Here is a 26,498-nt window from a genome sequence, read left to right as displayed (position 1 = left end):
GCTCCTTGGGGAGGGTGTCTAAAGGCCATTCTCTGGATGTTTTTTCAGGCAGCAGCACAGCACGTTGTCTAGGCGCGCGGTTCACATATCATAGCTGTGCGCGGGCGTATTTGCTGCGAAATTGCTATTAAATTCGCAAACAGATTCCACTCCGCAACACGCCGTTGTTAACGGCAGACAACGGTGTACCAACGCGCGCTAACGCGCCGTGATCAGTGCTGATTTAGAGAAACAACGGTCGTGCGCCATCCGGTTACCCGGGGCACGGCAGGAAAGGCGTCAGGGGATGGGCGACGTGTATCAGGCCCGGCGTATCGCCAGGCATTCCGTACCAGACCCGCGCGTCGGCATCGCGGCATCGGTCATTTGTGGTGAATCCTTGCCTGCGGCCCCTCCGGGTGGAGCGGGCCGGCGATGATCGCGCTGCATCACGAAGGATGCGGTTGATCTTGCTGTAAGCGGCTTATCATACGCGCAGTGCTGCGGTGCGGCAAGAAGTTGTGATGGAGCATGCCTTGCGGCGGTGTCGGCTTACGCTGCGCTAAGCCGACCTACGCCGACCTACGCCCACCTATGCTGACCTACGCATCGATCAATGCAAAAGTCTGCTCGATCTCGCGGCTGTCGAGCGGACGCACGAGGCGCGCCACTTCCTGGCCATCTTTCAAGAAAATCAGGGTCGGCCACAGTTTCACGCGGAATGAGCGCCCCAGCGCGCGGCCGGGGCCGTCTTCCACGCGAATATGCGCTACCCCGGGGCGCTGCGCCAACGCGGCGGCCAGCGGCGCCTCGGTGGCGCGGCAGTGGCCGCACCAGCCCGTGCCGAATTCCAGCAGGGCCGGACCCGCCAGCGCGTCGATCTCGGCGCGCGTCGGTTGTGCTACGGAATATGTGTCGCTCATCATGCCGCCCTCCTTGTCCGCTCAGACCACTTTCACGCGCAGTTCGCCCAGGCCATCGATGGCGCCCACCAGCTCATCGCCGCGCTGCACGGCCGCCACGCCGGCCGGCGTACCCGTGTAGATCAGGTCGCCCGGTTGCAAGGTGAAATAGGTCGACAGGTCGGCGATGGTTTCGGCCACGTTCCAGATCAGCATGTCGATGCTGCTGCTTTGACGCGGCTCGCCATTCACGTGCAGGGTGATGGCGGCATGCTGGACGTCACCCGCCTGCGCGGCCGGCGTGATGGGGCTGATGGGCGCCGAGTGTTCGAAGGCCTTGCCCGTCTCCCACGGACGGCCCAGTTTTTTTGCTGCGCCCTGCACGTCGCGACGCGTCATGTCGAGGCCGATCGCATAACCCCACACGTGGCTCAGCGCATCGGCCGCGCCGATATCGCTGCCGCCCTTGCCGATGGCCACCACCAGTTCCATCTCGTGCTGGAAATCCTGCGTCTGCGCCGGATACGGCAGCTCGCCCGTCGTGCCGGCAGGCACAGGCAGCACGGCGTCGCTTGGCTTCATGAAGAAAAACGGCGCCTCGCGGCCCGTGTGGCCCATTTCCTTGGCGTGCTCGACATAGTTGCGGCCCACGCAATAGATGCGGTGGACGGGGAAAGTATCAACGCTGCCCGTGACGGGAACGCTGGGCTGGATCGGTGCGGGAATGACATACGACATGAAAACTCCTGATCGGCACGATAAAAGGCGGCAATGAAAAAGGGACACCGCAGTGTCCCCCATTTTACGACAACGTTACTTCAGCAGTCCCGAGCGGCTCGGGTCCGGCATACGGATGGCGACGATGAAGGAAATCAGGCACATGACGGTCACGTACCAATAGAAATACTCTTCCACGTGCCAGGCCTTGAACTGCAGCGCCACGTATTCAGCCGAGCCGCCGAACATCGCGTTGGCGACCGCATACGACAGGCCCACGCCCAGCGCGCGCACTTCGACGGGGAACATTTCCGCCTTGATCAGGCCGCTGATCGACGTGTAGAAGCTGATGATGGCCAGCGCGATGATGATCAGGCCAAACGCCGCGTACGGGCTGGAAATATCCTTCAAGGCATGCATGATCGGCAACACGCACAGGGTGGCCAGGCCGCCGAAGAACAGCATCGAGGTGCGGCGGCCGATGCGGTCGGACAAGGCGCCGAACACCGGTTGCAGAATCATGTACACCAACAGCGCGCAGGTCATGACGGCGCTGGCCGTCTTGGTATCCATGCCGGCCGTGTTGACCAGGTATTTCTGCATGTAGGTGGTAAACGTGTAGAACACGAGCGAGCCGCCGGCCGTAAAGCCGAGTACCGTGATGAAGGCGCGCTTATGCTTGAGCAAACCGCGCAGGCTGCCCGCGTCCTTGTCCTTGCGCTCGCTGGCGGTGGTCGTTTCCGTCAGGGATTTACGCAGGTTCAGCGAGACGAGGGCCGCCAGGGCGCCAAACACGAACGGGATGCGCCAGCCCCAGGCGCGCAATTCTTCCAGGGTCAGGAGTTGCTGCAAGACCACCAGCACCAGCAAGGCCAGCAATTGGCCGCCGATCAGGGTCACGTACTGGAACGAGGCGAAGAAGCCGCGCTTGCCCGATTCCGACACTTCGCTCATGTAGGTGGCGCTGGTGCCGTATTCGCCGCCCACGGACAGGCCCTGGAACAGGCGCGCCACGAGCAGCAGGAACGGCGCGAAGGCGCCGATGGTGTCATACGTGGGCATGACGGCGATCATCAAGGAGCCGCCGCACATCATCAGCACGGAAATCATCATCGACTGGCGGCGGCCGTACTTGTCGGCGATGCGGCCGAACAGCCAGCCGCCCACGGGGCGCATCAGGAAGCCGGCGGCAAAGATGCCGGCCGTCTGCAGCAGCTGCGTGGTCGAGTTACCGGAAGGGAAGAAGGCGTGCGAGAAATACAGCGCGCAGAACGAGTAAATGTAGAAGTCGAACCATTCGACCAGGTTACCGGAAGAAGCGCCAATGATGGCCTTGATGCGCTGCTGGGAAGTCAGCTGCGCAACGTCATGCGGAGTATCGTGGGATGTCATATCAATCTTCTTGTTCGTGTGAAAAAGCCAACGCCAGCCGGGTTGCCCGGGCTGGTTTTGCATCATACGCCCTTGATCAGGGTCAAAAAGCCGTCCGGCATACGGGTTAATACGTATCGCCGGTAACTATTTTTCGCCTGCGGCCGCATGGAATCAGACCCGTTCCAGCACCAGCGCGATGCCCTGGCCCACGCCGATGCACATCGTACAGAGCGCATAGCGCCCGCCCGTGCGGTGCAGCTGGTTGACGGCCGTCATGGCCAGGCGCGCACCGGACGCGCCCAGCGGGTGACCGAGGGCGATGGCGCCGCCGTTCGGGTTGACGCGCGGATCGTCGTCGCGCAGACCCAGCTGGCGCAGCACGGCCAGGCCCTGGGCGGCAAATGCTTCGTTCAATTCGATGACGTCGAAATCGGCCAGGCTCAAGCCCGTCATGGCCAGCACTTTCAGGGTGGCGGGCGCGGGGCCGATGCCCATGATACGGGGCGCCACGCCGGCCGTCGCCATGGCCACCACGCGGGCGCGCGGCGTCAGGCCAAAGCGGGCCGCGTTCGCCTCGTCGGCCAGCAGCAGGGCCGCCGCGCCATCGTTGACGCCCGACGCGTTGCCGGCCGTGATCGTGCCGTCCGCGCGCACGACGGGTTTCAGCTTGGCCAAGGTATCGAGGGTGGTGGCGCGCGGATGCTCGTCGCGGGCGACGACGACGGGTTCGCCCTTCTTCTGCGCGATGCTGACGGGACAGATTTCGCTGTCGAACATGCCCGCCTGCTGCGCCGCCAGGGCTTTTACCTGGCTGGCCAGGGCAAACGCATCCTGGTCAGCGCGGCTGATGCCGAAGTCGGACGCCACGTTTTCCGCCGTCTCCGGCATCGAATCGACGCCGTACTGCGCCTTCATCAAGGGGTTGATGAAGCGCCAGCCGATGGTCGTGTCTTCCATTTTCATGCCGCGCGAAAAGGCGCTGTCCGCCTTGCCCATGACGAACGGCGCGCGGCTCATGCTTTCCACGCCGCCGGCGACCAGCAAGCCCGCTTCGCCGCTCTTGATGAAACGGGCGGCGCTGCCGATGGCATCCAGGCCCGAGCCGCACAGGCGGTTCAGGGTGGCGCCCGGTACGCTGTCGGGCAATCCCGCCAGCAAGGCGGCCATACGCGCCACGTTGCGATTGTCCTCGCCCGCCTGGTTGGCGCAGCCGTACAGCACGTCCGTGACGGCCGTCCAGTCCACGTTCGGGTTGCGCGCCATCAAGGCGCGGATGGGCACGGCGCCCAAGTCGTCGGTGCGCACGCCGGACAGGCCGCCGCCGTAGCGGCCGAATGGGGTGCGCTGGGCATCGCAGATAAACGCTGCAGTCATATTTTTTTCCTCCAAGAAATGTAGGTCGGGTTAGTGCGCAAGCGCGTAAGCCGACATTGCTGGCTTGCTAACGTCCGTCCAGCAGTGAAACCGGCGTCAACGCTTGCAGCTGCTCAAAACGCAGGCCATCGGCCAGTTCGACGACGGTGGCGCCGGCGGGTCCCAGGTCGAACACGGCCAGGTCGCTGTAGATGCGGCTCACGCACCCGATGCCCGTCAGCGGATAGCTGCAGGCCTGCACCAGCTTGCTTTCACCGCCCTTGGTCAGCAATTCCATCATGACCCAGGTTTTTTTCGCGCCGATGGCCAGGTCCATGGCCCCGCCCACGGCGGGGATGGCGTCGGGCGCGCCCGTGTGCCAGTTGGCAAGGTCGCCCGTGGCGGACACCTGGAAAGCGCCCAGCACGCAGATGTCCAGGTGGCCGCCGCGCATCATGGCGAAGCTGTCGGCGTGGTGGAAATAGCTGCCGCCGGCCAGCAAGGTGACGGGCTGCTTGCCCGCGTTGATCAGGTCGTAATCCTCCTCGCCCGGCGCGGGCGCGGGGCCCATGCCGATCACGCCGTTTTCGCTGTGCAGGATGATCTCCGCGCCGGCCGGCAAGTGATTCGCCACCAGGGTCGGCAAGCCGATGCCCAGGTTCACGACGGCACCTTCATGGATGTCGGCCGCCACGCGGGCCGCCATCTGGTCTCGATTCCATTTGTTCATGTTGATTTTCCTCAGGCTGCTTTGAAGCCGGCGGGGCCGGTGGCCGTGCGCGGCACTTGCACGATGCGCTGCACGAACAGGCCCGGCGTGATGACGTGTTCGGGGTCGATGCTGCCCAAGTCAAGCACCTCGTGCACGGAGGCAATGCTGACCTTGGCGGCCATGGCCATGATGGGACCGAAGTTGCGTGCCGTCTTGCGGTAGGTGAGGTTGCCCCAGCGGTCGCCCTGCTCCGCCTTGATCAGCGCGAAGTCGGCGTGGATGGGCGACTCGAACACATACATGCGCCCGTCGATCTCGCGCGTTTCCTTGCCCTTGGCCAAGTCCGTGCCGTAGCCCGTGGGCGTGAAAAAGCCGCCGACGCCGGCGCCGGCGGCGCGAATGCGCTCGGCCAGGTTGCCCTGCGGCACCAGCTCCAGCTCCAGCTTGCCCGCGCGGTACAGCCCATCGAAGACGTGGGAATCGGCCTGACGCGGGAACGAGCAGATGATCTTGCGCACCTGCCCGTTTTTCAGCAGGGCGGCCAGACCCGTGTCGCCATTGCCCGCATTGTTGTTGACGATGACGAGGTCGCGCGCGCCTTGGGCGATCAGGCCGTCGATCAGCTCGGCCGGCTGGCCCGCGCCGCCGAAGCCGCCAATCATGACGGTGGCGCCATCGTGGATATCGGCCAGCGCATCAAGCACGCTGGAACGCAGTTTGTCGATCATTGCTGTCTCCTCCCAATCAAACTCATTAGTCATTTGTTCGCATAACGAACAAATATTCGTATTTAGAACTTATTCGTGAGAATATGCCTGATCGGGGCGCTTGTCAATTTGCCGTTTTCGCCAGCGCCATGGCTATAATTGCCACCTTGCCCCATTGGAAATGCCATGACCGCACGCAGCCGTACCTCTCTTTCCACCGACGACACCGCCGATGCCGACGGCGCGCCGCGTCCCGGCGACAGCTATGTGCAATCGTTCGCGCGGGGCCTGGCCGTCTTGCGCAGCTTTGGCGCGGACGCGCCGCAGCAGACCTTGAGCGAAGTGGCGGAACGGGCGCAGCTGACGCGCGCGGGCGCGCGGCGCATCCTGCACACCTTGCTGCACCTCGGTTACGTGGAAGCGGATGGACGGCTGTTCCGTTTGACGCCCAAGGTGCTCGACCTCGGTTACGCCTACCTGTCATCCTTGCCCGTGTGGACGCAGGCGCAGCCGCTGCTGGAAGAATTGATGCAGACCTTGCGCCAGTCGTGCTCGGCCACCGTGCTCGACGGCGACGACATCGTGTATGTCGTGCGCCTGTCCGCGCACCGCACCATGTCGATCAACCTGGGCATCGGCAGCCGCCTGCCCGCCTACTGCACCTCGATGGGCAGGGTGCTGCTGTCGGGCCTGGCGCCCGACGCGCTGCGCGAACGGCTGTCGAAAATGGCGCTGCTGAAGATCACGCCGGCGACCAAGGTCGATATCGAGGTCTTGATGGAAGAGATTGCGCAAGTGCGGCGCCAGGGCTGGTGCCTGGTGCAGGAAGAGCTGGAACAGGGCTTGATCGCCCTGGCCGCGCCCGTGTTCGACCGGGCCGGCAAGGTGGTGGCGGCGATCAACGTCAGCGGCCAGACGGCGGGGCCGTCCGTGGCGCATCTGCTGGAACACAGCCTGCCGAAACTGCTCGACACGGCCAGCCGGGTCAGCGCCCTGGTGCGGGTGCAGCAGTGATTATTTCCTGAATTTGGCGCACAAGTCCGGGCGCGGCTGCGCCGGCATCGTTTGCGTCAAGTCGAACGTGCCCTGGTAGCCGGCGACGCCCTGTTCCAGGTAGCCGATGCTGCGCAGGTTCAGTTGCGGGTCGGCCAGCTTCAGCCAGCGGGGCACGCCAAGATCCTTGCGCACATGCGCATTGCCGGCGATCAGCACCACGTCGCGCGGCGCCTGGTCGCGGATCAGCTTGGCCATCCAGATATCGCGCGCCACCTGGGCGTTGACGACACCGTTGATCATCATGTCGGGCAGCATATTGCAGCGGGCCGCCTGGGCTTCCTTCTTTTGCCCTTCCAGAATATCGGCCGGCACGGGCGCGGCCAGGTAGGTGGCCACCATGGCGGGTGGCATGGACCACTGGATACCGTCGCGCACGATGCGCGAGGCATCGGCCGGCGACAGGTTGCCGGCGACCAGGGTCAGCTGGTAGCTGATGACCAGGTCCAGCACGGGCCGGTACAAGCTCCAGTCCCAGCGCGGCTGTTCCATCACGCGGATGATGCAATCGGGGTCGGCGCAATCGCGCGCGGCGCGCGTCAGCAAGGCCTGGTTTTCGCGATCAAACTGCTCCATGACGATCACGGGACGCCAGCCGGCCGCCAGCCGGCGCTGCAATTCCGCGACCCTCAGGCGATGGCCTTGCGCATTGTCATGCACTTCGCCGAGCAGCAGCACTTGCGGATTGGGCAAGGTGTCGGCCACGGGCGCGGGAGGGGGCGGCGCTTCCTTCTTCAGCAAGCCGCCGCAGGCGGCCAGCGCCAGCACGCTGCACAGCAGGGCGGCGCGCGCGCCGGCGCGGAAAATCACGGTCTTCATGTAAGCAGTATCCAGAGTGGCGATGCGCCAGATTGTACCGTCTCAGGCCGGCGCGGGTGCCTTGCGGCGCTCCAGCACTTCAAAGAGAAGCATGCCGGCCAGCATGGCGCCGACAAACAACCACGCCTTCGGCTGGCCCGCCAGCAGCGACACGAGGGCGGGACCGGGACAGAAACCGGCGATGCCCCAGCCCGCGCCAAAGGCCAGGCTGCCCAGCAGCAAACGCCGGTCGATGCGGCGCGCCGCGGGCAATTGCATGGGCTCGCCCAGCAGCGCCGTGCTGCGCCGCCGCGCCAGCCAGAAGGCGGGCAGGGCCACGCCGATGGCGCCGCCCATCACCAGCGCCAGCGATGGGTCCCAGGCGCCGGCCAGGTCGAGGAAACCGAGCACCTTGGCCGGGTTGGCCATGCCGGAGACGATCAGGCCCAGTCCAAAGACGAGGCCGCTCAACAGGGAAAGGATGAGCTTGCTCATAGGTGACGCAACAGATACACGGTGAGGAAACCGGCCGCCATGAAGGCACACGTGGCCGCCAATGAACGCGGTGACAGACGCGACAGGCCGCACACGCCGTGGCCGCTGGTGCAGCCGGCGCCGTAGCGCACGCCCACGCCCACCAGCAAGCCCGCCGCGATCAGGGCCGGCGTACCGCCGTCGATCTGCACGGGCGGCAAGGCTCGCCACAACTGCCACAGCAGGGGCGTGCCGATCAGGCCGGCGAGAAAGGCGATGCGCCAGCCCAGGTCGCCACTGCGCGGGCGCAGCAAGCCGCCGACGATGCCGCTGATGCCGGCGATGCGGCCATTGAACAAGATCAATAGTGCCGCCGCCAGACCGATCAGCATGCCGCCGGCCAGCGCGGCCCATGGCGTGAAGTGCGGCCAGTCGATAGTCATGGCAGGATCAGTCGGCTTCGTCGTTGAACGGGGCGCGCGGCGCGCAAAATTGCGCGTACAGCACTTGCAGCACGGCCAGCACGGGCGCGCTGGCGACGCGGTAATAGATCTGCTTGCCGTCGCGCCGCGTGGCCACCAGCATCTCTTCGCGCAGCACGCCCAGCTGCTGCGACAGGGTCGGCTGGCCGATGCCCACTTTTTGCTCGAGGTCGCTGACGCAATGCTCGCCCTGCGATAGCTGGCACAGCAGCATCAACCGGTCGGCATTGCCCATGGCCTTGAGCAGCGAGCTGGCCTTGTAGGCCGAACCCCGCATGGCGTCGAGGTTGTATTCGGCGTGTTGTGTTGCGACTGTCTCCATCGTGCCCTCCCACAGGCGGTCATATTGAATAGCGTGCGATAAACAATATACTAATCAATATATTGTTTTCCTGCTGGCGATTCGCACAAAAAAACAACAGTGTTTTTCGGCGATAGCGTGCTTATGCAAAGTGTGCGGCAGCGATCATGCTTACGCTATCAAAATGACAAATATTCGTAATAAAGAGGAAATAAGCGTATCAAAAATGTCACGATCTATGCTGTAATGGGAGAACAGCAGAAAAATCATGATACGCCCCCGTACAGGCGAATTGTCCGTCCATGCGCTAGCCGGTTTCGGCTGCGCCGCGCGGTGAACAACAGGGAGAGCACGATGAGAATCTATCAGCCGTTATGCGTGGCCTTGCTGGCGCTGTCGGCCAGCACGGGGAGCATGGCGGCAGTCAGCGACACGACGGCCGGCAAGCAGGAAGCCGGCGAACGCGTGACGATCGATGAAAGCATCAGCTTGAATAACAATCCTGGCTGGGAAACGCCGGACTTGCCGTATGCACGCCTGCTGGCCAGCAGCACCGCGACGGCGACACCGCACTGGAGCAGCAGTGGCGCGCGCCATGCGGCCCTGGCGCCGCCCAGGCCCACGACGGCCGCGACCGCACAGCAAACCAGCGTACCGGCCGCCGTGCCGGAAGCGAGCATGTACTCGATGCTGCTGGTGGGATTGGGCCTGGTGGCCTTGAGCCTGCACGGCGAAAAACAGGAAAAATTCGACAACTGACGGCGCCTGCGCTGGCAAGTGCGCTGCTGCAAAACATTCCGCCTGGTGCGGAATGTTTTTTGATGGCATCCTCATTTATCGAGCAGGCGGCAGACCCGTTCGATATTCCCCACCGGAATGCCCGACTTCAGGGCGCGCGCGATGCAGCCCGCCTTGTCCGGGCCCGAGGCGGACATGAGCACGAAGGCCGTCACCACCGCGCTGACGGCGACGAGCACGATCAAGACGCCCTTGACGATATCCCAGTTCATGGCGTCTCAACAATGTCATACGTAAAATCATAATAATGCTTGCCCTCCTCGATGCGGATGGCCAGGCTGCCGGTGAGTCCTTGCAACTGGCCCGTGCCCGTATCGGGCACCACCGTCACGGACAAGGCGGGCGCGCCGCGCGTCATGCTGCCGCTGTGCTGCAAATAAAAACTGCCGTGGCGCCCGTCCAAAGTGCCTTCCACCCGTTCCAGCGCCACATAGCCTGCCGAACCGGTCACGCTGGCACGCGCGCTGAGCATCTCGCCCTGCGCGCTGGCGTCGAGGGCGCCGTGGTAGCGCTTGGCTAGCGACAAGCGTCCCAGCCCCGACTGCGTGGCCGTGTCAGACAAGGCTTCCGGACGGATGATGACGTCGAATGTCCCTGAAATGGAAGGCATCAGTGCTCCTTGGTAAATGAGGATATGGCTGCCGCATCCGCTCCGTTCAGCAGCGCATGCAATTTCTGCATGGTGGCCCAGTTGCGCGAGGTGACACCGTCGCCCAGCAGCACGCCCAGCGCCGCCACCACCTTGCTGGCCAGCACGCCATCGGGACACCAGGCATACGCGGCCCAGCGGCCCAGCGCCAGCGCTTCGGGCTGCCACGACTGCTGCAGGAGCGGCGTCAGGCGCTGCACGTCGGCCGGATTGTTCAGCACCAAGGTCAGCAGGCGTGCCGCATCGGTCGCCGGCGCCAGGGTGTTTTGTTCGACCAGTTCGGCAAACTGGCTGGCCGACAGCACCGTCACCCTGGCCGCCACGCCCAGTTTCAGCACCAGCGCTTCCTCGATGCGGGCAGCGGCCTCGGCCGGCGCCACCGCCCCCCCGTCATACACGACGTTGCCGCTGTTGAGTACCGTACGCACCTGCGCAAAACCGAGGTCGCCCAGCAGCTTGCGCAGGTCGGCCATGGCCACGCGCTTGGCGCGCCCCACATTGATCCCGCGCAAAAGCGCCACTTGCTGACTGTTTTCTATCTGTGCCATGTCATCTCCTTGACTATGCCTGGCTGCTGGTGCTTTCCGGCAACGGCGTCACCGTGGGCAGGCGCAGCAGGAACGTCGCGCCCTGTCCCAAGGTGCTGCTGACCGTGATGGTGCCGCCAAACTGCTTGGCAATCAAGTTGAACACGATATTCAAGCCCAGCCCCGTGCCGCCCTGCCCGCGCCGCGTGGTGACAAACGGATCGAACACGCGGTCGAGCATGTCGGGCGCGATGCCGCGGCCGTTGTCGCGCACCTGCATGGCGATCGCGTCGCCGTCGCGGCGCACGCCGATATGGATATTGCCCGCCGTGTCCGCATCGAAGGCGTGCTCGACACAGTTCAAGACCAGGTTGGTCAGCACCTGCGCCAGCGCACCCGGATAGCTGTCGAGCATGATGTCAGGCGGGCAATCGATATCGATGCTGATGCGCGTCTTTTTCAGGGTCGGCTGCAGGCTCGAGATCACCTCGCCGATATAGTCGCGCAATTCGAACAAACGGCGCGCCTCGCTGACCTGGTCGACGGCGATCTGCTTGAAGCTGTGGATCAGGTGTGCGGCCCGGTAGGCATTGTTCATGATCAGCCGCGCGCTTTCGCCGGCCGTTTCCAGGTAGCGCACGATATCGGTCTTCTTCACGCTTCCGCCAGCCACCGCCGCGCTGATGTCATCGGTGGCTTCCTTCAGCACCGAGGCGCTGGTCAGGGCGATGCCGACCGGGGTGTTGATTTCATGCGCCACGCCGGCCACCAGGCTGCCCAGCGAGGCCAGGCGTTCCGACTGCAGCAACGATTCCTGCGCGCGGCGCAGCTCGTCCATGGCCTGCGCCGTTGCCTGCTGCGAACGGCGCGCCATGTCTTCCGCCTCCCGGCTGCCCTCGATGATGGACTTGAGCTTGCGCTGCACGGCATTGAAGCCGCGGATCACATCGCCCAGTTCGTCGCGCCGGTTTTCCGGCAGCTCTTCGACCTCGTCGCTGCCGCGCGTGGCCAGGTCGAACAAGCCGTCGCGCAACTGTTTCAGGGGCCCGAAGACGATGCGCAGACTCAGCGCCAGGGCGCCCACGAGGATGATGTCAAGCAGCAACACTTCCAGTACCTTGCGCCGCACTTCGCTGCGCAAGGCCGCATCGATCTGCGCGCGGCTGAAATTGACGATGACCTTGCCGACAATCACCGGCTTGCCGCCCGAGGCCGCCGCCACAGCGTCGCGGAACACCAGCGGCGCCTCGACGGGCGTGCCGCCCATGGCCACGTCCGCCTCAAGCGGCACCAGCGTGCCGGCCGCGTCGCGCACCTCGCCGGCAAACAAACCGACCGAGGCGTCATAGACGCGGATGCCGACCAGTTCCGGCGGCAGCATTTCGGCCGCCACGATGCTGTCGACCTTGGATTTGTCGAGGTCCCACAGGGCGGACGGCAAGCTGGTCTGCAAGCGCGTGAGCACGCCGCTGCGCAGGCGCGCGCTGCCTGATTCGAGTTCCTTGCTCAAGGTATATTGGGTATAGCTGCCGGAAATGCCCAGCACCAAGGTGACGATCACGACAAAAAGCAGGGTCAGCCGGACTTGGATACTCACCATCAATCAACACTCCCCGGGCCAGGCCAGCCGCCAGCCCGCGGCGCGGGCGCAGATACGTCAGCAATGCAAGGGCCTGATTCAAATGTACGGTATGACATGCTTATTGGCAAGATTTACAGCATTCCCAGTTTCGATAGAGACTTTGATGCAGGTCGAGACATTGCGTCATGGCAATGGTAATATCCCGCAATCATCTAAGGAGTCGTCATGGCGGTCACGCATCAACATCTACCCCTGGAACAAGTTCGTCCCGGCATGATCTTGTCGGATGTCTTGCTCGATGCGCATGGACAAGTGCTGTTGCCGCAAGGCGCGGTATTGACGGAAAACATGCTGGCTCTGATGCCCCGCCACAACATCGACATGCTGCCGATCCAGGCGCCGCCCCCGTCGCCGGAAGAAATCGCCGCGCAGCAGGCGGCCGACAGCGAACGGCTGGCCTACCTGTTCCGCAAGCATGACCCGGACGATCCCCTCGATGCGGCCACCACCTTGCTGCGCAACTATGTCACGGCTTACCGCCTGGGCACGGGAGAGGCCGCATGAGCACCCAGCTGACGCTCGACGATATCGTCGCCCACCTCGATGACCTGCCTTCGCTGCCCGCCGTCGTCATGGAACTGCTCAACAGCATAGACCAGGAGGACGTCGATATTTCCGTGCTGGCCAAAAAAGTGTCGTATGACCAGGCGCTGACGGCAAAAACCCTGCGCCTGGCCAACTCATCGCACTATGGCCTGCAAGTGAAGGCCACCACCATCCAGCAGGCGATCACTTACCTGGGCTTCCAGACCACGCGCAGCCTGATCACCTCGGCCGCCATCACGGGCTGCTTCCCGGAAGGCCGCTGCCCCGGTTTCGACGACAAGGCCTTCTGGCGCCATTCGGTAGCGACGGCCGCCTGCGCCAAGGTGCTGGCGCGGCAGATCCGTTTCAACCAGGATTACGCATTCACGGCCGGCTTGCTGCACAACATCGGACGGCTGGTGCTGGTCAGCAGCTTTCCCGCGCACTACGCGCAAGTCATCGCACACCAGGCCGCGCACGATTGCAGCCTGCTCGAAGCGGAGCAGGCCGTGCTGGGCGTGGACCACGTGCAGGCGGCCGTGGCCCTGGCCGAACACTGGAATTTTTCCGACACCATGCGCCTGGCGCTGGGCAACTACCTGCAGCCGGAAGCGCCGGGGGCAGGCTTTCTCGCGTCGCTGATCCACGTGGCCCATGCGATTGTCTGCGCGCTCGACCTGGCGCAGGCAGGCGACGACATGGTGCCGCGCGTCTCGCCGGTGGCCTGGGATGCGCTGGGCCTGGGCGAAGACGCGTATCTGCAACTGTTCCGCGAAACGGAACTGCGCTACGACGAAATCACCTCGGCACTGCTGAGCTAATCAAGATCCTCACAAGGCCGCAAACGCAAACGGCTCTCGCTGCGAAGCGAAAGCCGTTATCGGTACTGCAATACCTCCATGTTACCCGGTCCATGCTGCCCGGTCCACGCCAGCCTGTTGCCGCCAGCAGCTACGCAAGCGGCACAGTCAGCGCGCAACCGCCACATCAGTGCGCGTAATTCGATTCTTGCGCATCGCCGCGGTCTTCCGCTTTTGGACGGCCCTGGGCGTCGGACAGACGATACTTGGTGCGGCGGTCGCCCATCAAGTCGCGCAGGTCGCGGATGCTCATGCCCGTCACTTCGTGCATGCGGATCAGCAGCGAGGCGCCGACCGGCAAGCGGTGGTGGCGGATCTTGCTGATGACCGGTGGCGCCACTTCAAGCAGGCGCGACAGGGCTGCATCGTTCTTCAGCTGCATCTTGCTCAGCAGAATATCCAGCAGGTGGTTCGGGTTGTAACTCTCTTGCGATGCTAATGCATGATGTGCCATGATTTTTCCTCGTCTGGTGAATGTAGAAAATAATGCCGATACGAACTTAAGGCTGGCTTAGAGTGTTTAAATAAACGTCTTTTCAACTGATTCAGCCGTCCCCCGCCTTTTTCCTTATCGCACTGCCCGCACAGGACTCGCACAGCCACGCCCGGCCAACGTACGCAACTTGCCGCGTGAGTAAAAGCACTGCAACCCACCAAAATGAATTGCATATAAGACAATATACTAGTCCAAACACGCAGCATCTGCGCCTCGCGCAAACTTCCTGATTGTTAAATATCAATCAAGCTGCTGGTTGGCTTGGCAACGATGCTATTTCAACACATTAGGATGCCAGCGGGCGCACACAAGGCTTTGCAGCAACTTGTTACAAATCAATGGTGCTGTACAGCAATAAATGCTTTTCAGCATCGCCGTTCCGGGCGCCTTGTTCACACCGCAACCTTGCCGGCAAGATCAGCACGACATGGCCCGTGCCGGCGATTTACGCTAAACTATGGCCTGAACTTGCAGCGAGCCTGCCACCGGGCAGCCAGAGGCGCCCGGCCGGTCACCCACCGCGCCCAACCCTGAGCGGCCACCTGCGCCGCAGCATCCTGCCCACCCATCTTGTTTGCCGCCACATTTACCGATAAGCGCCCGACTCCATGCAGAAAAAAGTATTCATTAAAACCTTCGGCTGCCAGATGAACGAGTATGACTCGGACAAGATGGCCGACGTGCTGGGTGCCTCCGATGGCCTGGTGCGCACCGACACGCCGGAAGACGCCGACGTCATCCTGCTCAACACCTGCTCCGTGCGCGAAAAGGCGCAGGAAAAAGTGTTTTCCGACCTGGGCCGTCTGCGCGAGCTGAAACTGGCCAAGCCGCACCTCCTGATCGGCGTGGGCGGCTGCGTGGCCTCGCAGGAAGGCGACGCCATCGTCAAGCGCGCGCCGTATGTCGACATGGTGTTCGGCCCGCAAACCCTGCACCGCCTGCCGCAGATGATCGAACTGCGCCGCGCCAGCGGCGATGCGCAAGTGGACATCAGCTTCCCGGAAATCGAAAAGTTCGACCACATGCCGCCGGCCAAGGTGGAAGGCGCTTCGGCGTTCGTCTCCATCATGGAAGGCTGCAGCAAATATTGCAGCTACTGCGTCGTGCCCTACACGCGCGGCGAGGAAGTGTCGCGCCGCTTCGAGGACGTGCTGACGGAGGTGGCGGGCCTGGCCGCCCAGGGCGTCAAGGAAATCACCCTGCTGGGGCAAAATGTGAATGCCTACCGGGGTGCGATGGAAGGCGGCGAGATCGCCGACTTCGCCCTGCTGCTCGAATACGTGGCCGACATTCCCGGCATCGAACGCATGCGCTTCGTCACCAGCCACCCGAAGGAATTCACGCAGCGCCTGATCGACGCCTACGCGAAGATCCCGCAGCTGGTCGACCATCTGTACCTGCCGGCGCAGCACGGTTCCGACAAGATCCTCGGCGCCATGAAGCGCGGCTACACGGGCCTCGAATACAAGTCCATCATCCGCCGCATCCGCGCCGTGCGCCCGAACATGGCCATTTCGTCCGACTTCATCGTGGGCTTTCCTGGCGAGACCCAGGCCGATTTCGACGCCATGATGAAGCTGATCGCGGACGTGGGCTTCGACAACAGCTACAGCTTCATCTTCAGCAAGCGCCCCGGCACGCCGGCCGCCAGCCTGGAAGACGACACGCCGCACGACGTGAAACTGGCCCGGCTGCAGCAGCTGCAGGCGGCCATCGACGCCAATACGCGCAAATACAGCCTGGCCATGGTGGGCACGGTGCAAACCATCCTCGTCGAAGGCCGCTCCAAAAAGGATACAGACGATAGCGAACTGCAGGGCCGCACGGAAAACAACCGCGTGGTCAATTTCGACGCCGGCCCGGACGGTTTGCAATTGATCGGCCAGCTGGTCGACGTGCGCATCACCGAAAGCCATTCCTACACCCTGCGCGGCGAACTCGTCGCCAGCGCCCCCGCATTGAAAAGAGCCAGTTGAAAACCAAAGCCCCGATACAGCCGCATTACTTTATCCCCGAGCCGCTCGACAACACGCGCCTGGCGCATCTGTGCGGACCGCTCGATGAAAACCTGCGCCAGATTTCCGCCGCCCTCGACGTGACGATTTTCCGCCGCGGCGAGAAATTCATCGTCGGCGGCAGCAACGCCGAGCGCGCCGTGGAAATCCTCGAACAGTTCTACGCCATCGCCAACAAGGTCGTGCCGCTGGAAGAAGTCCAGCTGGCCCTGGTGGAACAGCGCGCGGGCCTGTCCGCCGCCTCGGAACACCACGCCAACGCGCCCATCAGCACCTTCGTCGAGCCGGACATCGCCAGCCCCGTGCTGAAAACGCGGCGCTCCGACCTGCGCGGACGCACGCCGCACCAGATCGCCTACCTGCGCGACATCCTCGAACACGACATCAGTTTCGGCGTGGGTCCGGCCGGCACGGGCAAGACCTATCTGGCCGTCGCCTGCGCCGTCGACGCGCTCGAGCGCGACGCCGTCAAGCGCATCATCCTGACGCGCCCCGCCGTCGAAGCGGGCGAACGCCTGGGCTTTTTGCCGGGCGACCTGGCGCAAAAGGTCGATCCCTACCTGCGCCCCCTGTACGACGCGCTGTACGATTTGCTGGGCTTTGACCGCACGCAGAAGCTGTTTGAAAAACAGGTGATCGAGATCGCCCCGCTGGCCTACATGCGCGGGCGCACCCTGAACCACGCGTTTGTCATCCTCGACGAGGCGCAAAACACCACCGTCGAACAGATGAAGATGTTTTTGACGCGCATCGGCTTTGGCAGCAAGGCCGTGGTGACGGGCGACGTGACGCAAGTCGACCTGCACAAGAGCCAGGCGAGCGGCCTGATCGACGCCGTGCACGTGCTCAAGGATGTGCGCGGCATCGGCTTCACGCAATTTAACAGCACCGACGTGGTGCGCCATCCGCTCGTCGCGCGCATCGTCGATGCCTATGAAACGGCGCAGGCCGCCAATGCCGACGCCGCCCACCTGCCCTCCTTATTGAAACCAGCTGCCGCCAAAAATGTCCGAAAAAAATAAACTGTCCTTGTCCGTGCAATACCCGGATGCCCGTCTGGAAACCCTGATCACGCGCCCGAAAGTGCGCCGCTGGGTCAAGGCGGCCCTGTTCGCCCCGGCCGAATTCACCATCCGCTTCGTCGACGCCGAGGAAGGCCGCAGCCTGAACCGCGACTACCGCGAAAAGGACTACGCCACCAACGTGCTGACATTCGCCTACAACGAAGGCGAAGAGTTGAATGACGACGAGCCGACGCGCGCCGACATCATCCTGTGCACGGACGTGCTGGAAAAGGAAGCGGCCGAGCAAAAGAAGAGCGTGGAAGAACACACGGCCCATCTGATCGTGCACGGCGTGCTGCATGCGCAGGGCTACGACCACATGGATGACGAGGAAGCGGCCGAGATGGAAGGGCTGGAGACGGAGATCCTGGCCAAACTCGGCATTGCCGATCCGTACGCGGACCCAAAATAGACCGCGCAGATTGGGGCGGTCGGTAGGTCAGGTAGGTCGGGTTAGCCCGCAGGGCGTAAGCCGACAACATCCGTCAACGTAACCGGAGCACCACAGTGTCAGATTACGCTGCGCTAATCTGACCTACGTCTGACCTGCGTACAAATAGCGCCAACGCACACACAAGGACACATGATGGGCACTTGGGCCACTGACGCCTTCGGCAACGACTACGCCATGGATTGGGCGCAGGATTTGCACGAATATAAAACCCTGGAACTGGTCGAGACAACGCTCGACAACGTCATCGACAGCCAGGAAGCGGAACTGGAAGCGCCGTTCGCCGCCGAGGCGCTGGCCGCGCTGGAAGTCATCGCGCGCCTGCTCGGCAAGCCGGGCGAGGACGACCCGGCCACGGCCGAGGTTGACGAATGGGTGGCCGCCTGCAGGAAGAAAGTCACGCCGCCGCTGCTGGAAAAGGCGCGCCTGGCCTTCGACAAGATCGCCGCCGAGACCTCGGAACTGCGCCAGCTGTGGCAGGACAGCGAGCATTTCGCCGACTGGCAGGCCGACGTGGCGCACTTGCGCATGCGCGTGCTGGGCCCGGAAGCGGCGTAAAAGATCGCGCAACGGCGCACTTCAACGTATTAAATTTGCATCAAAAGCGGGGAAATCCGGTATTCCCCCACTTTTGGTGTATCCTATATCCCTTCGCAACAACGGCTCACGCCTCCTATGCCCGAGCACCCTAGTGGCGTCAGAACTGACGTCAAGCCCCACCGGTCACTGTTTGAACGCCTGACCGCACTCATTTCCCCCGAGCCAGAGAACCGTGCAGAATTGCTCGAAGTTCTACACGATGCGCATGAACGCAAGCTGATCGACGCCGACGCCCTGTCGATGATCGAAGGCGTGTTCCAGGTGTCGGATCTCTGTGCGCGCGACATCATGATTCCCCGTTCGCAAATGGATGTCATCGACATCAGCAAGCCGATCGAGGAATGGATGCCGGAAGTCCTGTCCACCGCCCACTCGCGCTTCCCCGCGATCGAAGGCGAGCGCGACAAGGTCATCGGCATCCTGCTGGCGAAAGACTTGCTGCGCTATTACGCAGAAGAAACTTTCGACGTGCGCGACATGCTGCGCCCCGCCATCTTCATCCCCGAATCGAAACGCCTGAATGTGCTGCTGCGCGATTTCCGCGCCAACCACAATCACATGGCCATCGTCGTCGATGAATACAGCGGCGTCGCCGGCCTGATCACCATCGAAGACGTGCTGGAACAGATCGTCGGCGATATCGAGGACGAATACGACTTCGACGAAGCCGAAGACAATATCCTCTCGCTCAAGGAAGGCCAGTTCGGCCCCCGCTGGCGCGTCAAGGCGCTGACCGAGATCGAACAGTTCAACGAAGAAGTGGGCAGCCACCTGGTGGACGACGACGTCGACACCATCGGCGGCCTCGTGTCGAAGTACCTGGGCCGCATGGCGCACAAGGGCGACATCTTCGACCTGGGCAATTTGCGCTTCGAGGTGCTGCGCGCCGATGCGCGCCAGGTGCACGTGCTGCTCGTCGAGCGCCTGCCCAATGTGCCGGAACTGGAACTCTGACATGCGCGTGCTGTAAATGCGTTTCAGACGCGCCGCCCCCAACGCCCCCGCCAAACCGCCCCGCAGCACCTGGGCGCGCATGCTGACTGCCGCCGTCGCCGGCGCCGTCGCCGTGCTGGCGTTCGCCCCTTTCGGCTACTGGCCGCTGCAAATCCTCAGCCTGGGCGTGCTGTTCTACCAGGTGCTGCGCGCGGCGAACGTCAAGGCCGGCGCGCTGATCGGCTGGGCCTACGGCTTCGGCTGGTGCGCGGCCGGCACGCACTGGCTGTATATCTCGATGCACCGCTATGGCGACATGGCCGCGCCGATCGCCGCCATCGCCGTGGCCTTGCTGGCACTCTTGATGGCCATCTACGTGGCCTTGGCCATGGGCGCGGCCGCCTGGCTGCGCCAGCGCTGGGTGCTGTCCCTGCCCGCCATGACCTTGCTGGTGCTGCCCGCCACGTGGACCTTATTCGAATGGACGCGCGGCTGGCTGTTTACGGGTTTTCCGTGGCTGGCCACCGGCTACGCCCACAATGCCAGCCCGCTGGGCGGCTTTGCCCCCATCGTCGGATCGTACGGCCTGGGCTGGCTGGCGGCGCTGTCCGCCGGCGCCCTGCTGCTGCTAGTCCACCCCCTGCACCGCACGCGCTGGAGCGCGCTGGGCGGCGTCATCGCTCTGTACGCGGTCGGCGTTGGCTTGCAATACGTGAACTGGACCCACCCGGTCGGGCGCCCCATCACCGTGCGCCTGTTGCAGGGCAATGTGCCGCAGCAGCAGAAATTCGACCCCGGCTTCGTGCTGGGCGCCCTGCAGATGTACCAGAGCGCCATCACCAGCGCGCCAGCCGACCTGATCGCCACGCCGGAAACGGCCGTCACCGTGCTGCCGCACCAGCTGCCGCCCGGCTATCTCGATAGCCTGGCGACGTATGCGCAGCAGACGGGCAGCACGATTTTGGTCGGCATGCCCGTGCTCGACGAGCAGCAGCGCTTCTACAATGCGGCCCTGGGGATTTCCCCCAACGGCACGGGCGGTCCCTACTACCAGTACCGCAAGCACCATCTGGTGCCGTTCGGCGAATTCGTGCCGCCCGGCCTGCACTGGTTCGTCGCCATGATGGCCATCCCGCTGGGCGACATGGGCCGCGGCGCCGGGGTGCAGGCGCCGCTGCAGGTGCGCGACCAGCTGGTGCTGCCGAATATCTGCTACGAAGACTTGTTTGGCGAGGAAATCGCCGGCCAGCTGGCCAGCGCCCACCGCCACGGCAAGCAATCGGCGTCCGTGCTGCTCAATATCTCTAACCTGGCCTGGTTTGGCGACTCGATCGCCATCCCCCAGCATCTGCAGATTTCGCAGATGCGCAGCCTGGAAACGGGCCGCCCCATGCTGCGCTCGACGAACACGGGCGCCACCGCCGTCATCGACGGCAAGGGCGTCGTGCAAAGCCTGCTGCCGCCGGAACAGCAAGCCACGCTGGCGGCCAAGGTGCAGGGCATGGGCGGCATGACGCCATACATTCTGTATGGAAACAAACTGGTGCTGGCCCTGGCCGCGCTGGCCCTGCTGACGGCCTTCCTGCTGTCGCGCGCCGCGCGCCGTGCCCGCGTCGCGCAGCAATAAGCGGCCGATATTGCCCGAAGAGTCACAGTGGGCCCGTAAAAACCGCTAAAATTAGCAAAACCCCGGCCCGGACGCGCTTGTTAGCAGCGTGCGGGCTTCAAGCAAACCTTAACAAAGCGCAGCCTCCCGCGCGGCGAACTCATACGATGCTCACATTTCAACAAATTATCCTGACCTTGCAAACCTATTGGGACAAGCAAGGTTGCGCCCTGCTCCAGCCTTACGACATGGAAGTCGGCGCCGGCACCTTCCACACCGGCACCTTCCTGCGCGCGATCGGCCCGGAACCGTGGCGCGCCGCGTATGTGCAGCCGTCGCGCCGCCCGAAAGATGGCCGCTATGGCGAAAACCCGAACCGCATGCAGCACTACTACCAGTACCAGGTCGTGTTGAAGCCGGCGCCGGAAAACATCCTCGACCTGTATCTGGGTTCGCTGGCCGCGCTGGGCCTGGACTTGAAGCAGAATGACGTGCGCTTCGTCGAAGACGACTGGGAAAGCCCGACCCTGGGCGCCTGGGGCCTGGGCTGGGAAGTCTGGCTGAACGGCATGGAAGTGACCCAATTTACCTACTTCCAGCAAGTGGGCGGCCTCGATTGCAAGCCAGTGCTGGGCGAGATCACCTACGGCATCGAACGCCTTGCCATGTATCTGCAGGGCGTGGAAAACGTGTACGACCTGGTGTGGACCGAGTGGGAAGAAAACGGTATTACGAAAAAACTGACCTACGGCGACGTCTTCCACCAGAACGAGGTGGAGCAATCGACCTACAACTTCGAGCACGCGAATACGGACCTGCTGTTCGAACAGTTCGGCAACTACGAAGCGGAAGCGAAGCGCCTGATCGAACTGCAACTGACCCTGCCCGCCTACGAGAAGATCATGAAGGCCTCGCACAGCTTCAATATGCTCGACGCGCGCGGCGCCATCTCGGTGACGGAACGCGCCGCCTACATCGGCCGCGTGCGCACACTGTCGCGCCTGGTGGCCCAAGCGTACTACGACTCGCGCGAGCGCCTCGGTTTCCCGATGCTGCCCGCCGCAGACCAAGCCGCCGCCTAATTCGAGCCTCTACACCGCCGTACCTGACAAGAACACCATGAACCAAACACTGCTCATCGAACTGCTGACCGAAGAACTGCCGCCGAAAGCGCTGGCCAAACTGGGCGCCGCCTTCACTGCCGGCATCGTCAACGGCCTGAAAACGCGCGACTTCCTGGAAGCCGACAGCGTCGCCACCAGCTACGCCTCGCCGCGCCGTCTGGCCGTCTCCATCACCAACGTGCGCGAAGTCTCGCCCGATAAATCGATCCGCGAAAAAGTCCTGCCCGTCTCCGTGGCGCTGGACGCGAACGGCAATGGCACGCCGCCGCTGGCCAAGAAACTGGCCGCGCTGGGCTTCCCCGATCTGACGGTGGCCGAGCTGGAACGCGCCGCCGACGGCAAGGCGGAAAGCTTCTTCTACACCTACACGGCGCCGGGCAGCCAGCTCGCCACCGGCGCGCAGGCCGCATTGACGGAATCGGCCGCCAAGCTGCCGATTCCAAAACTGATGAGCTATCAGCGTCCGGACGGCACCACCGTGCAGTTCGTGCGCCCGGCCCACAGCCTGATCGCTCTGCATGGCATCAATATCCTGCCATTGACCCTGCTGGGTTTGAGCGCCGGCCGCACCACCCTGGGCCACCGCTTCCTCACCGACGGCGAACCGATCACCATCGCGCACGCGGAAAACTATGCGCCGTCGCTGATTCTCAACGCCAGCGTCATCGCCAGCAACGAGGAACGCAAGGAGCGCATCCGCGCCCAGCTGCTGGACAAGGCCGGCGCCGACCAGGTGCTGATGCCCGAAGCGCTGCTCGATGAAGTCACGGCCCTGGTCGAATGGCCGGTCGTGTATGAGTGCCACTTCGAGGAAGAATTCCTGGCCGTGCCGCAGGAATGCCTGATCCTCACCATGCAGACGAACCAGAAATATTTTGCGCTGACCGACAGCGAAGGCAAGCTGCGCTCGCGCTTTTTGATCGTCTCGAACATCGAGACGGACACGCCCGAGCACATCATCGGCGGCAACGAGCGCGTCGTGCGCCCGCGCCTGTCCGACGCCAAGTTCTTCTTCGAACAGGACAAGAAGAAGACCCTGGCATCGCGCCTGCCGCTGCTGGCCAACGTCGTCTACCACAACAAGCTGGGCACGCAAGCGGCCCGCACAGAGCGCGTCAAGTCGCTGGCCGGCGCCATCGCCGCCAAGCTGGGCTACGACGTGGCGCTGGCCGAACGGGGCGCCCTGCTGGCCAAGGCCGATCTGCTGACCGACATGGTGGGCGAATTCCCGGAACTGCAAGGCATCATGGGCACGTACTACGCGCGCCATGACGGCGAACCGGAAGAAGTGGCGCTGGCCGCCTCCGAACACTACCAGCCGCGCTTTGCCGGCGACAGCCTGCCATCGACCGCCACCGGCACCGCCGTGGCCCTGGCCGACAAGCTCGAAACCCTGGTCGGCATCTGGGCCATCGGCCTGGCGCCCACGGGCGACAAGGACCCGTTCGCGCTGCGCCGCCACGCCCTGGGCGTGCTGCGCATGCTGCTGGAAAAACGCTTGCCGCTGTCGATCCAGGGCTTGCTGTTTGACGCCGCCGCGCAGTTCGCATCGGTTCCCGGCTTCAAAGACCCGGTAGCGGATGTGACCACCTTCATGCTGGACCGCCTGCGCGGTATCCTGCGCGAGCGCGGTTTCTCGCCGAATGAAATCGAAGCCGTCGTGGCGCAGAACCCGGACCGCCTGGACGATATCGTGCAGCGCCTGGAAGCCGTGCAGGCGTTTGCCGCGCTGCCGGAAAGCGCCTCGCTGGCAGCGGCCAACAAGCGCATCACGAACATCCTGAAAAAGAACGAGGAAGCCGTGAGCCAGGTCGCCGCCGGCGGCGTCAACGTGGCGCTGCTGCAGGACGAGGCGGAGAAAAAACTGGCCGCCGCCGTCTCGCGCGTGCAGCCGGAAGTCGACGCGGCCTTTGCCAAGGGCGACTTCACCAGCACCCTGCAAACCCTGGCGCAGCTGCGCGATGACGTCGATGGCTTCTTCAACGACGTGATGGTGATGGCCGAGGATGTCGCCCTGCGCAACAACCGCCTGGCCTTGCTGTCGTCCTTGCACGGCATGATGAACCGCGTGGCCGACATTTCCAAGCTGGCGGCATAATGGGCACTCCGGCGCTGAAACTGATTATTCTCGACCGCGACGGCGTCATTAATCATGACTCGCCGGACTTCATCAAGTCGCCGGCCGAATGGCTGCCCATCCCCGGTTCGCTCGAAGCGATAGCCCGCCTGAACCAGGCCGGCTATCGCGTCGTCGTCGCCTCGAACCAGTCCGGCATCGCGCGCGAATACTTCGACATGACGGTGCTCAACGCGATCCACCAGAAGATGCACACCCTGGCGCAGCAGGTGGGCGCCGATATCGACGCCATCTTCTTTTGCCCGCATGCGGGCGCGGACAATTGCGACTGCCGCAAGCCGAAACCGGGCATGTTCCATGAAATCTCGCAGCGCTACAACACCAGCCTGCGAGGCGTGCCCACCGTCGGCGATTCGCTGCGCGACCTGCAGGCCGGCTTCATCAGCGGCTGCGTGCCCTACCTGGTCTTGACGGGCAAGGGCGAAAAAACCAACGAGACGGGTGGCCTGCCGCCCGGCACCCAGGTCTTCCCCGACCTGGCCGCCGTCGTGAACCACCTGCTCAAGGCGCCCGCCGCACCGGCGCCCACCGTGGCATTCAGTATCTAATCTTCGGAGAACCGCATTGCGTAATATTTCCCTGTTCCTGCGATCACTGCTGTTCATGATCATCATGATCGTGGCCACCATCGTCTGGGCCTGCGTGTGCTTTTTTGCCGCGCCATTGAGCTACAACAAGCGCTATTGGGTCACCTCGCGCTGGAATGTGTTTATCCTGTGGTGCGCCAAGGTCATTTGCGGCATCCGCTATGAAGTCAAGGGCGCCGAGAACTTCCCGGACGCGCCGGCCATCGTGCTGTCGAAGCACCAGTCGGCATGGGAAACCATCTTCTTGCTGCCAAGCCTGCCCCGTCCGCTCGTGTATGTGTTCAAGAAGGAGATCCTGTACATCCCCTTCTTCGGCTGGGCCATGGCGCTGCTGCGCATGATCCCCATCGACCGCAAGCAGGGCAAGCATGCGTTCAAGAGCGTGGTCGCACATGGCAAGCGCCGGCTGGCCGATGGCCAATGGATTATCATGTTCCCTGAAGGTACCCGCATTCCCGTGGGCCAGGCGGGCAAGTACAAGAGCGGCGGCACGCGTCTGGCCATCGCCACGGGCGCCGTGGTGGTGCCGATTGCGCACAATTCAGGCGAGTGCTGGCCCAAGCAGTCATTCCTCAAACGCCCGGGGCTGATCACCGTCTCGATAGGCAAACCGATTTCGCCGGAAGGGCAAACCCCGGACAGCATGATGCAACAGGTGGAAAATTGGATAGAATCAGAAATGCGCGTCATTTCGCCTCACGCCTACAACGCTGGCTAGACGGCATCAGCGCGGTCATCCAGGAGCCGACACTGCGCCAGCAGATGAAGACCATCAAGGTCGGCGACCAGCAACTGGATTTGTTCGCGCATGACGTCTCGACCAGCACGCCCCCGGCGGTGCGCCCCACGGCACCGCCAGCGCCGCCCGTGGCCCCACCGGTAGTGGCGCCAGCGCCGCCCATCGTTCGCCCTGCGCCGCTCCACGCGCCGTTCCATCGGCTTCATGATCGACGATAACGGCTTGCGCGTCACGGCACCCAAGCGCGTCACCTTGGCCGAAATCGACAACGCCATCCGCGCCAAGCAAGGCTGGATCGTCTCGAAGCTGCTGGAACGGGGAGAGCGCAAGGTGCAGCGCCAGCAGCGCCCGCCCGTGGCATGGGTCGATGGCGCCGTGCTGCCCTACCTCGGTGGCGAGATCACCTTGCGATTGCACCAGGCGCCGCGCCACCGCGCCAGCTTTCAGCGCGACACCAATGAGCTGCACGTGTGGGTCACGCCCACGGGCAGCGAGCAGCAATTGAAGGAAAAAGTGAAAGGCTGGTTCCAGCACGAGGCGCGCCAGCTGTTCGAAGTACGGCTGGACCTATATGCGGACAAGCTGGGCGTGCGCTACGATTCGCTGTCGCTGTCGTCGGCCGGCACGCGCTGGGGCAGCTGCACCATCGAGCGCAAGATCCGCCTGAACTGGCGCCTGATCCACTTCGCCCTGCCGCTGATCGATTACGTCGTGGCGCACGAACTGTCGCACCTGCTGGAAATGAACCACAGCCCCCGCTTCTGGGCCACCGTGGAATCGATCTATCCCGATTACGATGGGGCCAAGCAGGCGCTCAGAAAACGCTCGCAGGAGTTGCCGGTGCTGTTCGCGTAAACGATATTGTTGGCCACGACTGTCGGATTACGCGCCCT

General features: G+C 63.7%; 30 protein-coding genes. 15 read left to right on the top strand and 15 right to left on the bottom strand.

The window, feature by feature from the left end; genetic code table 11:
• Positions 1-581 precede the first annotated feature (581 nt).
• The 6 genes from CSQ95_RS20310 to CSQ95_RS20285 all read right to left on the bottom strand — a co-directional run bounded on the left by CSQ95_RS20310 (position 582) and on the right by CSQ95_RS20285 (position 5,765).
• The gene (locus CSQ95_RS20310; protein WP_099410801.1) at positions 582-905 is read right to left on the bottom strand and encodes a thioredoxin family protein; all 324 of its coding nucleotides are present in this window, start codon (positions 903-905) and stop codon (positions 582-584) included.
• Between the two features lie 18 nt (positions 906-923).
• On the bottom strand, positions 924-1,619 hold the full coding sequence (locus tag CSQ95_RS20305; protein ID WP_099410800.1) for a fumarylacetoacetate hydrolase family protein: 696 nt from the start codon (positions 1,617-1,619) through the stop codon (positions 924-926).
• A gap of 75 nt (positions 1,620-1,694) precedes the next feature.
• On the bottom strand, positions 1,695-2,990 hold the full coding sequence (locus CSQ95_RS20300; protein ID WP_070221044.1) for an MFS family transporter: 1,296 nt from the start codon (positions 2,988-2,990) through the stop codon (positions 1,695-1,697).
• Positions 2,991-3,143: 153 nt separating this feature from the next.
• Positions 3,144-4,346: a 3-oxoadipyl-CoA thiolase gene (gene pcaF, locus CSQ95_RS20295; RefSeq protein ID WP_070220981.1), complete on the bottom strand. Its 1,203-nt coding sequence runs from the start codon at positions 4,344-4,346 to the stop codon at positions 3,144-3,146.
• Positions 4,347-4,413: 67 nt separating this feature from the next.
• Positions 4,414-5,055: a 3-oxoacid CoA-transferase subunit B gene (locus CSQ95_RS20290; protein WP_099410799.1), complete on the bottom strand. Its 642-nt coding sequence runs from the start codon at positions 5,053-5,055 to the stop codon at positions 4,414-4,416.
• Between the two features lie 11 nt (positions 5,056-5,066).
• Complete coding sequence (locus CSQ95_RS20285) at positions 5,067-5,765, bottom strand: 3-oxoacid CoA-transferase subunit A (RefSeq protein WP_099410798.1); 699 nt, start codon at positions 5,763-5,765, stop codon at positions 5,067-5,069.
• A 165-nt stretch (positions 5,766-5,930) separates the two neighbouring features.
• On the opposite strand from CSQ95_RS20285, the gene CSQ95_RS20280 reads away from it, so the two are divergent.
• Positions 5,931-6,758: an IclR family transcriptional regulator C-terminal domain-containing protein gene (locus tag CSQ95_RS20280; RefSeq protein WP_099410797.1), complete on the top strand. Its 828-nt coding sequence runs from the start codon at positions 5,931-5,933 to the stop codon at positions 6,756-6,758.
• Here the strand turns inward: CSQ95_RS20280 and CSQ95_RS20275 are convergent, their stop codons facing one another.
• Genes CSQ95_RS20275 through CSQ95_RS20260 form a run of 4 tightly spaced genes read right to left on the bottom strand, consistent with a single transcriptional unit; the run spans position 6,759 to position 8,873 of the window.
• A complete protein-coding gene (locus CSQ95_RS20275; protein WP_099410796.1) occupies positions 6,759-7,616 on the bottom strand; it encodes a ChaN family lipoprotein in 858 nt (285 codons plus the stop codon).
• Between the two features lie 42 nt (positions 7,617-7,658).
• Complete coding sequence (locus CSQ95_RS20270; protein WP_099410795.1) at positions 7,659-8,090, bottom strand: YeeE/YedE family protein; 432 nt, start codon at positions 8,088-8,090, stop codon at positions 7,659-7,661.
• Positions 8,087-8,512 (bottom strand): YeeE/YedE family protein, encoded by a 426-nt coding sequence (locus tag CSQ95_RS20265; protein ID WP_070290436.1) that lies wholly within the window; start codon positions 8,510-8,512, stop codon positions 8,087-8,089. The genes CSQ95_RS20270 and CSQ95_RS20265 overlap by 4 nt, the downstream gene beginning before the upstream one ends.
• A 7-nt stretch (positions 8,513-8,519) precedes the next feature.
• Positions 8,520-8,873, bottom strand: coding sequence for a helix-turn-helix transcriptional regulator (locus CSQ95_RS20260; protein WP_034746789.1), 354 nt, complete (start codon positions 8,871-8,873; stop codon positions 8,520-8,522).
• 333 nt (positions 8,874-9,206) lie between these two features.
• Between CSQ95_RS20260 and CSQ95_RS20255 the strand changes: the two genes are divergently transcribed.
• Positions 9,207-9,611: a PEP-CTERM sorting domain-containing protein gene (locus CSQ95_RS20255; RefSeq protein WP_139143763.1), complete on the top strand. Its 405-nt coding sequence runs from the start codon at positions 9,207-9,209 to the stop codon at positions 9,609-9,611.
• 71 nt (positions 9,612-9,682) lie between these two features.
• Here CSQ95_RS20255 and CSQ95_RS20250 read toward each other — a convergent pair whose 3' ends face one another.
• From CSQ95_RS20250 to CSQ95_RS20235, 4 genes are read right to left on the bottom strand one after another with little or no spacing between them, the layout of a single operon-like run.
• Positions 9,683-9,862, bottom strand: coding sequence for a hypothetical protein (locus tag CSQ95_RS20250; RefSeq protein ID WP_099410794.1), 180 nt, complete (start codon positions 9,860-9,862; stop codon positions 9,683-9,685).
• Positions 9,859-10,260, bottom strand: a complete 402-nt coding sequence (locus CSQ95_RS20245) for a DUF3224 domain-containing protein (RefSeq protein ID WP_099410793.1) — start codon at positions 10,258-10,260, stop codon at positions 9,859-9,861. The genes CSQ95_RS20250 and CSQ95_RS20245 overlap by 4 nt, the downstream gene beginning before the upstream one ends.
• Positions 10,260-10,847, bottom strand: coding sequence for a DUF1697 domain-containing protein (locus tag CSQ95_RS20240; RefSeq protein ID WP_070221000.1), 588 nt, complete (start codon positions 10,845-10,847; stop codon positions 10,260-10,262). The genes CSQ95_RS20245 and CSQ95_RS20240 overlap by 1 nt, the downstream gene beginning before the upstream one ends.
• Positions 10,848-10,860: 13 nt before the next feature.
• Positions 10,861-12,426, bottom strand: a complete 1,566-nt coding sequence (locus CSQ95_RS20235; protein ID WP_099410792.1) for a sensor histidine kinase — start codon at positions 12,424-12,426, stop codon at positions 10,861-10,863.
• A gap of 207 nt (positions 12,427-12,633) precedes the next feature.
• Here CSQ95_RS20235 and CSQ95_RS20230 point away from each other — a divergent pair, with 207 nt between their 5' ends.
• Both CSQ95_RS20230 and CSQ95_RS20225 read left to right on the top strand, forming a co-directional pair.
• The gene (locus tag CSQ95_RS20230; RefSeq protein WP_070221004.1) at positions 12,634-12,972 is read left to right on the top strand and encodes a hypothetical protein; all 339 of its coding nucleotides are present in this window, start codon (positions 12,634-12,636) and stop codon (positions 12,970-12,972) included.
• Complete coding sequence (locus tag CSQ95_RS20225; protein ID WP_070221006.1) at positions 12,969-13,814, top strand: HDOD domain-containing protein; 846 nt, start codon at positions 12,969-12,971, stop codon at positions 13,812-13,814. Before CSQ95_RS20230 ends, CSQ95_RS20225 begins: the two co-directional genes overlap by 4 nt.
• 166 nt (positions 13,815-13,980) lie before the next feature.
• Here the strand turns inward: CSQ95_RS20225 and CSQ95_RS20220 are convergent, their stop codons facing one another.
• Positions 13,981-14,307 carry a hypothetical protein gene (locus tag CSQ95_RS20220; protein ID WP_034746769.1) on the bottom strand — a complete coding sequence of 109 codons (327 nt, stop codon included), beginning with the start codon at positions 14,305-14,307 and terminating at the stop codon, positions 13,981-13,983.
• Between the two features lie 650 nt (positions 14,308-14,957).
• Here CSQ95_RS20220 and miaB point away from each other — a divergent pair.
• From miaB to CSQ95_RS20165, 11 genes are all read left to right on the top strand, one after another.
• The gene (gene miaB, locus CSQ95_RS20215) at positions 14,958-16,325 is read left to right on the top strand and encodes a tRNA (N6-isopentenyl adenosine(37)-C2)-methylthiotransferase MiaB (protein ID WP_099410791.1); all 1,368 of its coding nucleotides are present in this window, start codon (positions 14,958-14,960) and stop codon (positions 16,323-16,325) included.
• Positions 16,322-17,386, top strand: a complete 1,065-nt coding sequence (locus CSQ95_RS20210) for a PhoH family protein (RefSeq protein ID WP_099410790.1) — start codon at positions 16,322-16,324, stop codon at positions 17,384-17,386. The genes miaB and CSQ95_RS20210 overlap by 4 nt, the downstream gene beginning before the upstream one ends.
• Complete coding sequence (gene ybeY, locus CSQ95_RS20205; RefSeq protein WP_099410789.1) at positions 17,370-17,840, top strand: rRNA maturation RNase YbeY; 471 nt, start codon at positions 17,370-17,372, stop codon at positions 17,838-17,840. The genes CSQ95_RS20210 and ybeY overlap by 17 nt, the downstream gene beginning before the upstream one ends.
• A 171-nt stretch (positions 17,841-18,011) precedes the next feature.
• Entirely contained in the window at positions 18,012-18,437 is a 426-nt protein-coding gene (locus tag CSQ95_RS20200; protein ID WP_257218117.1) for a DUF4259 domain-containing protein, read from the top strand.
• Between the two features lie 117 nt (positions 18,438-18,554).
• On the top strand, positions 18,555-19,433 hold the full coding sequence (locus CSQ95_RS20195) for an HlyC/CorC family transporter (RefSeq protein ID WP_034746750.1): 879 nt from the start codon (positions 18,555-18,557) through the stop codon (positions 19,431-19,433).
• Between the two features lie 16 nt (positions 19,434-19,449).
• Positions 19,450-21,039 carry an apolipoprotein N-acyltransferase gene (gene lnt / locus CSQ95_RS20190; RefSeq protein ID WP_373632532.1) on the top strand — a complete coding sequence of 530 codons (1,590 nt, stop codon included), beginning with the start codon at positions 19,450-19,452 and terminating at the stop codon, positions 21,037-21,039.
• Between the two features lie 146 nt (positions 21,040-21,185).
• Positions 21,186-22,100, top strand: coding sequence for a glycine--tRNA ligase subunit alpha (gene glyQ, locus CSQ95_RS20185; RefSeq protein WP_070290459.1), 915 nt, complete (start codon positions 21,186-21,188; stop codon positions 22,098-22,100).
• 37 nt (positions 22,101-22,137) lie between these two features.
• Positions 22,138-24,240 carry a glycine--tRNA ligase subunit beta gene (glyS, locus tag CSQ95_RS20180; RefSeq protein WP_099410787.1) on the top strand — a complete coding sequence of 701 codons (2,103 nt, stop codon included), beginning with the start codon at positions 22,138-22,140 and terminating at the stop codon, positions 24,238-24,240.
• Complete coding sequence (gene gmhB, locus CSQ95_RS20175) at positions 24,240-24,827, top strand: D-glycero-beta-D-manno-heptose 1,7-bisphosphate 7-phosphatase (RefSeq protein WP_083287342.1); 588 nt, start codon at positions 24,240-24,242, stop codon at positions 24,825-24,827. The genes glyS and gmhB overlap by 1 nt, the downstream gene beginning before the upstream one ends.
• A 16-nt stretch (positions 24,828-24,843) precedes the next feature.
• Positions 24,844-25,584 (top strand): 1-acyl-sn-glycerol-3-phosphate acyltransferase, encoded by a 741-nt coding sequence (locus tag CSQ95_RS20170; protein ID WP_034746739.1) that lies wholly within the window; start codon positions 24,844-24,846, stop codon positions 25,582-25,584.
• 225 nt (positions 25,585-25,809) lie between these two features.
• Positions 25,810-26,460, top strand: a complete 651-nt coding sequence (locus CSQ95_RS20165; protein ID WP_373632528.1) for a M48 family metallopeptidase — start codon at positions 25,810-25,812, stop codon at positions 26,458-26,460.
• Positions 26,461-26,498: the final 38 nt, after the last annotated feature.

This window comes from Janthinobacterium sp. BJB304, assembly GCF_002735765.1.
Lineage (GTDB): Bacteria > Pseudomonadota > Gammaproteobacteria > Burkholderiales > Burkholderiaceae_D > Janthinobacterium.
Note: the sequence above shows the minus strand (reverse complement) of the source record. Positions and strands in the feature narration are given on the sequence as shown.